We start from the raw sequence: 9,761 nt of genomic DNA, 5'->3' as shown, positions 1-9,761 counted from the left end.
AGCGCAGCCGCTCCAGCGCGGCCGGCTCGCCCGCGGCGCGCAGCTCGCGGACCAGCGCGCCCACCGCGGCGCCGACCTCGAAGGGGCGGCCCACTGAGTCGCCGTGCCAGAAGGCGATCTTCCCCGGCTCTCCCGGCGCCGGCAGGACGAGCACCTGCTGCGGCGTGATGTCGACGCAGCGCCAGCTGGTGGCGCCGAGGATGAACACCTCGCCGGGGCGGAGCTCGTACACCATCTCTTCGTCGAGCTCGCCGACGCGACGGCCGTCCTCGAAGATGTTGACGCTGTACAGGCCGCGGTCGGGGATGGTGCCGCCGCTAGTGACTGCCAGGCGCTGCGCGCCGGCTCGGCCGCGCACCGTGCCCGCGAGCCGGTCCCAGACGATGCGCGCGCGCAGCTCGCCGAACTCCTCCGACGGATAGCGGCCGTCGAGCATGTCGAGCGTTGCCTCGAACGCGCGCGTGCCGAGGTCGGCGAAAGGATACGCGCGCACGATGGTGCGCCGCAGCTCGCCGACATCCCAGGTGTCGAGCGCCGCCATGGCGACGATCTGCTGGGCGAGGATGTCGAGCGGGTTGCGCGGAACGCGCGTCTCCTCGATGGCGCCATCGAGCATGCGCTCGGCAATGGTCGCCGCCTCCAACAGGTCACCGCGATGGGTGGGGAAGATGGTTCCGCGCGAGGCGACGCCGACGCTGTGCCCGGCGCGGCCGATGCGCTGCAGGCCGGACGCGACTGTCAACGGCGAGCCGACCTGGACGACGAGGTCCACCGCGCCCATGTCAATGCCGAGCTCCAGCGAGCTGGTGGCGATGATCGCCGGCAGCCGGCCCTCCTTGAGCATCTCCTCGACCACCGTGCGCTGCTCGCGCGCGATCGAGCCGTGATGGGCGCGCACCAGGTCCTCGCCGGCCAGGTCGTTCAGCTGTCCGCTGAGCCGCTCGGCAAGACGGCGCGAGTTGACGAAGACGATGGTGGAGCGATGAGCGCGGATCAGCTCGAGGAGCCGCGGCGTCACCGCCGGCCATATGCTGCGGCGCGGTGCCTGCGGGGTCGAGACATCGCCACCACGCTCAGCGCCGCGGTCGAGGTCGGTCATGTCATCGACCGGGACCTCGATGGTCAGCTCCATCGGCTTGCGCACGCCGGCGTCGACGATGGCCACGTCGCGCCCGGTGCCCCCCAGGAACCGTGCGACCTCGCTGAGAGGGCGCTGCGTTGCGGACAGGCCGATGCGCTGCGGGTCGCTGTCGGTCAGCGCGCAGAGTCGCTCCAGGCTGACCGCGAGGTGCGCGCCTCGCTTGGTGCCGGCGAGCGCGTGGATCTCGTCGACGATCACCGTGGTGACGCTGCGCAGCGTCTCGCGCGCCGCGCTGGTGAGCATCAGGAACAGTGATTCGGGCGTGGTGATGAGGATGTCGGGCGGGTGGCGCACGAGGTCCCGCCGCTCCGCGGACGTACTGTCGCCGCTGCGCACCGCCGCGCGTGCCTCGCGGAAGCTCTCGGCGCGGCGCTCTGCCTCCAGCGCGATGCCGCGCAGCGGCGCGCGCAGGTTGCGCTCGACATCGACGGTCAACGCCTTGAGCGGGGAGATGTACAGCACCCGGCAGCGCTGCCCCTCGGTGGGGACGGGTGAGCGCCCGAGGCTGTCGACGAACCACAGGAAGGCGGCCAGCGTCTTGCCGCTGCCTGTGGGCGCGCAGAGCAGCGCATGACGGCCGGCGGCGATCTCCGGCCACCCGCGCGCCTGCACCTCGGTGGGATCGCCGAGCGCGTCCCCGAACCACGTCTGCGCGGACGGCGAGAAGAGGGAGAGGGGCTCCATGTCGCTCATGATCCCGCACCCGGCTCGGTCGTCGGACTCGGCATCCTCGACGGTGGTGGAGCTGCGCTAGGCTGCGCCGTGGCCAACAGCCAGGCGCCCACCATCGACGCCATCGCCGCGTGCTGTGCGCGCATCGACGCCATGTGCGCCGGGCTCGACGAAGCCGGCTGGCACCGGCCCACCGCCCTGCCGGCGTGGGACGTCAAGGATGTCGTCGGCCACCTCGGCTCCCTCGAGTCCATGCTCCTCGGTCTTGATGAGCCCGCCCACGAGCCGGCGGCCATCGCGCACGTCCGCAATCCCCTCGGTCACCTCAACGAGCGCATGGTCGATCGCCGGCGCTCCTGGTCGGGCGCCGACGTGCTCGCCGAGTTCCGCGAGACCACAGGGCTCCGTCTCGAGCAGCTCCGCAACCTCGACGAGGCGGCGCTGGCCGACGAGGTGCCCTCCCCGCGCGGTGGCGTGGTCGGGCAGGGTGACTTCATCGCCATCCGGCTGTGGGACTACGTGGTGCACGAGCTCGACATCGGAGAGGCCCTGGGTCTTGACCAAGACGCCGCCGTCGACACGCCGTCCGGGCGCCGGGTGCTCGACGAGATGCTCATGCTGCTGCCGCGCGGGCTGGCCAAGGGCGGCGCCACCGAAGGAACCTGCGTCGCGCTCGACATAGGACCGCCGCTGCCACGTCGCACCGCGGCCAGTGTGCAGGCGGGGCGAGGCGTGCCCGCGGATCCTGCGGCGGGGAAGGCGACGCTGCACCTTCGCGCCTCCCCCGTCGTGTTCATGCGCGTGGCCTCGGGTCGCCGCGACGGGGCCACCGCGATCGACTGCGGCGAGGTGGTCGTGGACGGCGACGCTGAGCTGGCGGCGCGAATCCTCACGGCGATGAACGTCATACCCTAGGGCGAAGGGGAGCGCCGTCGCCGGCCTCCAACGGTAGGGGCAGCTGGCCGGTCGGGTGGCGGCTTGAGCGGACCGTCACTCGACGTGGGGCGGACGCCAATCGCCAGCGCGGCCAGGGCTGCTCTTCGGCGACCGGGATGCATTCGAGCACGGTGCTGAGCCGCTCCCGGTAGTGCCCGGGCGGGGGTCGATCGATGAGTGCCGCCGTCTGCTGGACCATGCGCCGAGCATGAAATGGGCCGGCGACAGCAGTCTGTCGCCGGCCCCAGTGAGGGGAGTGTCGGATCAGGCCTGAGGCGGGAGGATCGTCTCGACCTCGAAGGTGAGCTCGATCTGGTCACTGACCACGGTGACGCCGTTCATCACACCACCGAAGTTGACGTCGAAGTCCTTGCGGTTGATCTTGCCGCGGGCCGTGAAGCCGGCTCGGCGACCGCCCTCGGCCTGCGGGTCCGGCCCGAAGCCGTTGAGCTCGACCGCCAGTGGCACCGAGCGGGTCACGCCGCGGAGGGTCAGCTCGCCGTCGATGATGAACTCGTCGTCGTCGACACGAACGCCGGTTGAGCGATAGGTCGCCGTCGGGTACGTCTCGGCGTTGAAGAAGTCACCGGAGCGGATGTGGTTGTCGCGGAACTCCTGGTTGGTGTCGACCGAGGCCACGCGGATGTTCGCGGTGACCGTCGACTCGAGCGGATTCTCGGCGAGCACGACCTCACCGTCGAAGTCGCGGAAGTGGCCGCGCACCTTACTCACCATCATGTGGCGGGCGGTGAAGGACAGGTCGGAGTGGACGGGGTCGATGGCCCAGCGGCCGGCGGTGTAGCCGTCGATCTGGGGCTGGGTCGGGTTGGCGGTGGCGGTGGCGGTGGCGGTCATTTCTGAGCTCCTTTTTGAATGCTCAACTGTTGCCGAGTAGACTATCACCAAAGAAGTTGAGATGTCAAACTTTTCGGTTACACTATTCTCATGGCTACCCCGCCCACCCCCACCGAGACCCGCTGGCTGACCACCGCGGAGCAGCGCACCTGGCGTGCCTTCCGCGAGTCCGCCCGGCTCCTCTTCGCCCAGCTCGACCGCGACCTCTCCCGAGACGCCGGCATGGCGGCGGGCGCCTACGCCATCCTCGTGGTGCTCTCCGAGGCGCCGCGCCGGACGCTGCGGATGAGCGAGCTCGCCGAGGCGACGATGAGCTCACCGAGCCGGATGAGCCACGCCGTCGAGCGGCTCGTCGAGCTCGGCTGGGTGGAACGCACCACCTGCCCGAGCGACCGCCGCGGCTGGTTGGCGACGCTCACCGACAACGGCTTCGACGCCCTGGCGGCCGCGGCTCCGCGCCACGTCGAGCACCTGCGCACCTATCTCTTCGATGGGCTCTCCAAGACCGACGTCGCCGAGCTCGGAAGGATCACGGAATCCGTCCTCTCCCGCCTGCCTGCGTCGGCGGCGCCCGACGGGGGCTGTATCGAGTAGCGCCGGCCCGCCCGCCTGCGCTGCCAGGCCGGCACCCGCTCTTCACGTATCGTCGCTGGGATGCCTGAGCAGGCCGCTGAAACCCCGCCTCCTGCCGCAGACGTGCCCCTGCTGCAGGCGCGCTGGCCCGCGACGCTCTCGATCGTCCTCGCCATCGCGCTGTATCTCGCCCTGCCGGAGCTGCTCGTCCTCGGCCCGCGCTGGGTCTTCCCCGCCCTGGAGGGCGCCATCCTCCTCCCGCTCACGGTGGCCCGGCCGCACCGGCACCCGGGCGAGGCGGGTCCGAGCCGGATGGCGGCGATCGCGCTCATCGGCCTGACCACGCTCGCCAACGTCGCCTCGCTCGGCCTGCTCGTCCACGTCATCCTCGGCGGTGTCCACATCACCGGCCGCACGCTGATCATCTCGGCGATCGAGATCTACCTCACCAACGTGATCGTCTTCGGCCTCTGGTACTGGGAGCTGGATGGCGGCGGGCCGGCAGCGCGGTTGCGGCCCGGCGCACCGTACCGTGACTTCCTGTTTCCGCAGATGAACCTGCCGGAGAAGGCGCCACCGGGATGGCGGCCGACGTTCTTCGACTACCTGTACGTCTCGCTCACCAACGCCACCGCCTTCAGCCCCACCGACACCCTGCCGCTGACGCGCAAGGCCAAGGGGCTGATGGCAATCCAGTGCGTGGCGTCGCTCCTCACCGTAGCGCTCGTCGCCGGTCGCGCGGTCAACGTGATCACCTGATCACATGAGCCAGCGCTACGAGAGCGGCGAGAAGTTCCTCCGCGTCATCCAACTCTTCCAGCGTCTCTCCGACACTCAGGCGGGGCTGACCACGCGCCAGCTCGCCGACCAGCTCGAGGTGACCACGCGGACAGTGCAGCGGTACATCAGCACGCTGCGCGACAGCGCCGGCATCGACATCGAGGAGGTCGACGGCCGCTTCCGCATCGGCTCGCGCAGCCGTCTGCCGGCGATGCAGCTGGATCGCTACCAGGCAACCGAGCTGCTCCTCGCGGTGCGCGCGATGCAGCAGATGCGGTCCGAGCAGGCGCCCGCTCTGATCGGCGCGCTGGCGCAGCTGGCCCGCGCGCTCAGCGTCCCCGTGGTCACCCGCTACCTGCAGGGGCTCATCGCCGCCTCCGAGCGACGTCCCGCCCACGGCGAGCGGCAGGAGGTGGAGCGCGTCATCGTTGACGCCTTCGTCCGCCGTCAGGGCGTTGCGGTCACGTACCGCGATGCCGAGGGGCGGGAGACCCAACGTGTGCTCAGCCCGTACTTCCTGGAGCCGCGCGCCGAGAGCCGCACGCTGTACATCTTTGCCCACGACGACCTCTCCGGAGAGGTGCGCCCCTTCCGCCTCGACCGGGTGCGTGACGCCCGGCTGCTGCCGCAGACGTTCACTGTGCCAGAGGACTTCGACATCGACGCGGTGGTGAGCGGCTCGTGGGGCATCTGGCAGGCGCCCGGGCAGGACGACGTGGTGCTGCGCTTCGACAGCGCCATTGCAGAGCGCGCGCGCGAGGCGCTGTGGCACCGTGGCGCGGAGATCACCGAGCGCGACGACGGCGGCATGGACGCGCGGATGCGGGTGGCCAGCGAGGTAGAGATGCGGTCGTGGGTGCTCGGCTGGGGCGGCTCCGTCGAGGTCATCGCACCACCGTCGCTGCGCGAGCACATCGCCGCCACGCTTGCGCAGGGGGCAGCCCGCTATCGGGGAAGCTGAGCGGCGACCTCACCACAGCCTGGGCACGTGGGCTAAGGTGACCGTGTGGCAACAACACCACCGCCTCCGTCGGGCAGCGCGGCGCGGCCCTCCGCACAACGGCTGCTCCTCATCCTCGTCCCGGTCATCGTGGTGATCGCGGTGGTGGTGGTGCTACTCGTGCACTTTGCTGGCGGCACCGGGGGCGGTTCGGTGCAGAGCACCCCCGGCAGCAACCTCTCTTCACCGGGTGGTGCTCAGCCACCACCCGGGTCGGGCGTCAGTCCCTGAGGCCGACGCCGTCACGGCGCGACCGTCCAAACGGGAGGCTTGCCTTGTCTGTGGCCATCGATTCGGTCGCCGCGTGCATCCAGGCGGTGCTGGCCGAGCAGCGCACGGAGCTTCGCCACGTCTCCCTCGACATCCACTCGCATCCCGAGACCGCGTTCGAGGAGACACGCGCGTGCGCAACCCTGGGCGGCCTTCTCAAGTCGCAGGGGTTCGATGTTCGTCGTGACGTGTCGGGCATGCCGACGGCCTTCATCGCCGACGCCCAGAGCGGTGACGGCGGTCCGCGGGTCGCCTTCGTCTGCGAGTACGACGCGCTGCGCGGCCTGGGCCACGCCTGCGGTCACAACCTTATCGGCACCGCCTCGGCTGCGGCCGGGATCGCGCTGCTGCAGGCGCTGCGCGACGGTGGCATCGCCGGGCATGTGCGGGTGGTGGGCAGTCCTGCCGAGGAGGGCGGAGGTGGCAAGATCCCGTTGGTCAACGACGGCGTCTTCGACGACTGCGACGCCGCCCTCATCCTCCACCCTACCGACCGCACCATGGCGGTGATGTGGGCGCTTGCATGCACGCACTGGAGGTGGGCATTCACCGGTCGCGCCGCGCACGCCGCCGGCGACCCTGACCAGGGGCTGAACGCGCTCGACGCCTTCGTGCATGCGTACAACGGCATCTCGCTGTGGCGACAGCAGCTCCAGGACGGTGCGCGCGTGCACGGGTTCATCGCCGAGGGTGGTACCGCCCCGAACATCATCCCGGAGCGCACCAGCGGCGAGTTTCTCACCCGCGCTCGCGAGGCCGCCTATCTCGACGTCATGAACGTTCGCTTTCGCGCCATCTTCGAGGCGGCGGCGAGCGCCACCGGGTGCTCGCTCGAGCTTGAGCGGGAGGAGACGTACAAGGACCTGCGCAGCAACCGCGTCCTCGCCGAGCGCGGGCATCTGCACCTCGAGTCGCTCGGGCTGCGGCCGCGGGTGGCCACCCCATGGGAACGCGTCGGTTCGACGGACGTCGGTGACCTCTCGTACGCCTGTCCCACCATCCATCCCGAAGTCGCCATCACCGAGGAGGGCGTCTCCTGCCACACCCACGAGTTCCGTGAGGCGGCGGCCACCGAGCAGGCCCACGACGTGATGCTCCGCGGTGCGGCGGCTCTCGCCCTGACCGGGGCTGACGTCATTGCCGACGGGCAGATTCGCGAGGCGGTGCGGGCGTCGTTCGCCGCGGAGCCGTGGCGCCGCCGGGAGTGGCGCGGCTCCGGCTCCTGACGCCGTCGGGGAGTGCTCGAAAGCCACGAATGGTCTACCGTTGGACCATGACCGAGAAAGTTGTCAAGACCGACCAGGAATGGCGTGACCAGCTGTCCCCCGAGCAGTACGCGGTGCTGCGTCGCGGCGCCACCGAGCGCGCCGGGACCGGCCAGTACGTCCACGTCGAGGCCGCGGGACAGTACCTCTGCGCGGGCTGCGGCGCGGAGCTCTTCGATTCGAGCACCAAGTACGAGTCCGGCAGCGGCTGGCCCAGCTTCTACGCCCCCGCCGACCCCGACAGCATCGAGAAGCACCGCGACTTCAAGATGATCGTGCCGCGCACGGAGGTGCGCTGCGGGCGCTGCGGCGGCCATCTCGGCCACGTCTTCGAGGACGGACCCGAGCCCACCGGGCAGCGGTTCTGCATCAACTCCGCGGCGCTGCGCTTTGCCAAGGCCACCCCTGCGGGCGCCGGCGCGGGTGACGCGGAGACGACCAGCCCCGACCCGCCCGCCTAGTCCTCCTCGTCCTCGTCGGGCGCGCCGTCGAGCTGGCTGGAGCGAAAGTCCGGTCGGTCAGTGCGGCGCGGCGGAGCGCCAAGGCTGGGTGTGCTGGTGACGTCGGGCGCAGCGTCCTCCCGGTCGGAGGCGCCTGCGCTGACGTCCGCGGCCGGCGTCTCGCCCGCGCCGGGACCGAGGCCGTCGTTGGAGGGCAACAGGCTGCGGTCGCGATCCTCGCGGGCGCGCCTGGCCTCGTCGGCGATCGGGTCGCCGTCCTCTGGTGTCGTTTCGGCCATGGACGGTAGTTTGTCAGACTGCGCGCGTGTCAGAGACGAGCCTTGCCCGCAGAGCCTGGACGCTGTTCGAACCCATCAGCGCGATCGTGTATTTCGCGCCGGAGGTGCGCGAGAGCTACGCCGCGGCAGGGCTGCGCGGCGGCTGGATGGGCTACTTCGCATCACGTTCGGCGCCGATGGGAGCGGCGAGCGGCGAAGTGGTCACCGCCGTCTTTCACAACTTCCAGCCGGCGATGGTGCGCCGGGCCATCCCGGACGCGTGGACCTTCTCATCGCCGGCGCGCGTCCTCGAGGCGCGACTCGCCATCGCTGACGCGGCCTTGCGCCGACTCTGGGGCGACGCGACCGAGGGCCAAGAGGTGCAGGAGGCCGCCGAGCTGGCGCTCGAGGTCGCGGCCATGCTCCGTGGCGACGGCCGGCCTCTCTTCGCCGGCCACGCCGGGCTCGAGGTCCCGACCTCCGCTCATCTCGCTCTGTGGCACGCGTGCACGCTGCTGCGCGAGCACCGCTTCGACGGCCATGTCACCGCGCTCACCGTCCACGACGTCGACGGCCTTGCCGCGCTCCTGATGGCCGTCGCGGCCGGTAAGAGCGTTGACGCGCAGACGCTGCGCAGCTTCCGCGGCTGGACTGAGGAAGAATGGACCGGCGGGCACGAGCGCCTCCGCCGCCGCGGCCTGCTCGACGAGGCGGGAGCGCTGACCGCGCAGGGCCGGGACGTGCACTCCGCCGTCGAAGAGGCGACCGACCGGCTCGCCGTAGGCCCGTGGGAGCAACTCGAGGAGGCCCGGCGCGGGCGTCTCTTCGAGCTGCTCGCCGACCTGGCGGCGCGCCTGGAAGGACCGGGGGGCTTGGTGTACCCGAACCCGATCGGGGTGGGCCGCCCCGTCTGAGCAGGGCGCGCAGCGACGGCAAGGGGCAGGAGTAGGCTCGACCATCGATCCCGTTGAGGCCGGATCGCGTTGTAGGAGACGACGTGGGCGACAGTGCCGCAGTGGCCGACTGGGTGCGCTGCTACATCGACGTGTGGCGATCAGGAGACCATCTACGAGTCTCGGAGCTGTTCACCGACGACGCGGTGTACTACACGGATGCGTTCCGTCCGCCCCGGCGTGGGCTCGCCGAAATCGAGGAATACTGGCGCATCGCCGGCGATCCGCCCGACGCATTCGAAGCCCATTACGATCCCCTCATCGTCAGCGGGGATCACGCGGTCGTCACGGGTTTCTCCCGCTACTTCGACGATTCACGATCCCGCGTCGACAAGGAATACGCGAACCTTTTCGTGTTGACCTTCGCCGCCGATGGTCGCTGCACCGAATATCGCGAGTGGTACATGCTCCGCGGTGAGGATGGACCTGCAGCGCTTGCTGCAGCTGGAGCACATACCTAGTGCACCGACTCAGGAATACGTAGACGGTTCGCCTTGGCGAGGATGACGTCGGCGGGCTTGATCCAGGAGAAGGGCCGGGAGTTCTTGTTCCAGCCGGTGAGGAAACGACCGATGGCGGCAATCAGGGCGGGCACGCT

12 protein-coding genes are annotated in these 9,761 nt (G+C 70.5%); 9 read left to right on the top strand and 3 right to left on the bottom strand.

What is annotated here, in order from left to right; genetic code table 11:
* Window positions 1–1,834 (bottom strand): DEAD/DEAH box helicase (locus tag JF886_RS12475; RefSeq protein ID WP_337312937.1); only part of this gene is annotated, 1,834 nt, incomplete at its 3' end.
* Window positions 1,835–1,903: 69 nt separating this feature from the next.
* On the opposite strand from JF886_RS12475, the gene JF886_RS12470 reads away from it, so the two are divergent.
* Window positions 1,904–2,728, top strand: a complete 825-nt coding sequence (locus tag JF886_RS12470; protein ID WP_337312935.1) for a maleylpyruvate isomerase family mycothiol-dependent enzyme — start codon at window positions 1,904–1,906, stop codon at window positions 2,726–2,728.
* A gap of 285 nt (window positions 2,729–3,013) precedes the next feature.
* On the opposite strand, the gene JF886_RS12465 is transcribed toward JF886_RS12470, so the two are convergent.
* Window positions 3,014–3,604, bottom strand: a complete 591-nt coding sequence (locus tag JF886_RS12465; protein ID WP_337312933.1) for a YceI family protein — start codon at window positions 3,602–3,604, stop codon at window positions 3,014–3,016.
* 90 nt (window positions 3,605–3,694) lie between these two features.
* On the opposite strand from JF886_RS12465, the gene JF886_RS12460 reads away from it, so the two are divergent.
* Genes JF886_RS12460 through msrB form a run of 6 tightly spaced genes read left to right on the top strand, consistent with a single transcriptional unit; the run spans window position 3,695 to window position 7,953 of the window.
* Window positions 3,695–4,198, top strand: a complete 504-nt coding sequence (locus JF886_RS12460) for a MarR family winged helix-turn-helix transcriptional regulator (RefSeq protein WP_337312931.1) — start codon at window positions 3,695–3,697, stop codon at window positions 4,196–4,198.
* A gap of 60 nt (window positions 4,199–4,258) precedes the next feature.
* The gene (locus JF886_RS12455) at window positions 4,259–4,936 is read left to right on the top strand and encodes a hypothetical protein (RefSeq protein ID WP_337312929.1); all 678 of its coding nucleotides are present in this window, start codon (window positions 4,259–4,261) and stop codon (window positions 4,934–4,936) included.
* A 4-nt stretch (window positions 4,937–4,940) separates the two neighbouring features.
* Window positions 4,941–5,918, top strand: coding sequence for a helix-turn-helix transcriptional regulator (locus JF886_RS12450; protein ID WP_337312927.1), 978 nt, complete (start codon window positions 4,941–4,943; stop codon window positions 5,916–5,918).
* A 45-nt stretch (window positions 5,919–5,963) separates the two neighbouring features.
* Window positions 5,964–6,188, top strand: coding sequence for a hypothetical protein (locus tag JF886_RS12445; protein WP_337312925.1), 225 nt, complete (start codon window positions 5,964–5,966; stop codon window positions 6,186–6,188).
* A 50-nt stretch (window positions 6,189–6,238) separates the two neighbouring features.
* Entirely contained in the window at window positions 6,239–7,453 is a 1,215-nt protein-coding gene (locus JF886_RS12440; RefSeq protein WP_337312923.1) for a M20 family metallopeptidase, read from the top strand.
* A 47-nt stretch (window positions 7,454–7,500) separates the two neighbouring features.
* Entirely contained in the window at window positions 7,501–7,953 is a 453-nt protein-coding gene (msrB, locus tag JF886_RS12435) for a peptide-methionine (R)-S-oxide reductase MsrB (RefSeq protein ID WP_337312921.1), read from the top strand.
* On the opposite strand, the gene JF886_RS12430 is transcribed toward msrB, so the two are convergent.
* Window positions 7,950–8,231 carry a hypothetical protein gene (locus JF886_RS12430; RefSeq protein ID WP_337312920.1) on the bottom strand — a complete coding sequence of 94 codons (282 nt, stop codon included), beginning with the start codon at window positions 8,229–8,231 and terminating at the stop codon, window positions 7,950–7,952. The two genes, msrB and JF886_RS12430, sit on opposite strands and share 4 nt — an antisense overlap.
* A 26-nt stretch (window positions 8,232–8,257) precedes the next feature.
* Between JF886_RS12430 and JF886_RS12425 the strand changes: the two genes are divergently transcribed.
* Window positions 8,258–9,124: an SCO6745 family protein gene (locus JF886_RS12425; RefSeq protein WP_337312918.1), complete on the top strand. Its 867-nt coding sequence runs from the start codon at window positions 8,258–8,260 to the stop codon at window positions 9,122–9,124.
* A gap of 83 nt (window positions 9,125–9,207) precedes the next feature.
* Complete coding sequence (locus JF886_RS12420) at window positions 9,208–9,624, top strand: nuclear transport factor 2 family protein (protein WP_337312916.1); 417 nt, start codon at window positions 9,208–9,210, stop codon at window positions 9,622–9,624.
* The last annotated feature ends 137 nt before the right edge of the window (window positions 9,625–9,761 follow it).

It is taken from the genome of Candidatus Aeolococcus gillhamiae (genome assembly GCF_016464765.1).
GTDB lineage: Bacteria > Chloroflexota > Dormibacteria > Aeolococcales > Aeolococcaceae > Aeolococcus > Aeolococcus gillhamiae.
Note: the sequence above shows the minus strand (reverse complement) of the source record. Positions and strands in the feature narration are given on the sequence as shown.

What these genes read in the sequence shown, in the direction of transcription:
- JF886_RS12465 (WP_337312933.1), bottom strand. Translation starts at nt 3,604, where the DNA reads ATGACCGCCACCGCCACCGCCACCGCCAACCCGACCCAGCCCCAGATC.
- JF886_RS12460 (WP_337312931.1), top strand. Translation starts at nt 3,695, where the DNA reads ATGGCTACCCCGCCCACCCCCACCGAGACCCGCTGGCTGACCACCGCG.
- JF886_RS12455 (WP_337312929.1), top strand. Translation starts at nt 4,259, where the DNA reads ATGCCTGAGCAGGCCGCTGAAACCCCGCCTCCTGCCGCAGACGTGCCC.
- JF886_RS12450 (WP_337312927.1), top strand. Translation starts at nt 4,941, where the DNA reads ATGAGCCAGCGCTACGAGAGCGGCGAGAAGTTCCTCCGCGTCATCCAA.
- msrB (WP_337312921.1), top strand. Translation starts at nt 7,501, where the DNA reads ATGACCGAGAAAGTTGTCAAGACCGACCAGGAATGGCGTGACCAGCTG.
- JF886_RS12430 (WP_337312920.1), bottom strand. Translation starts at nt 8,231, where the DNA reads ATGGCCGAAACGACACCAGAGGACGGCGACCCGATCGCCGACGAGGCC.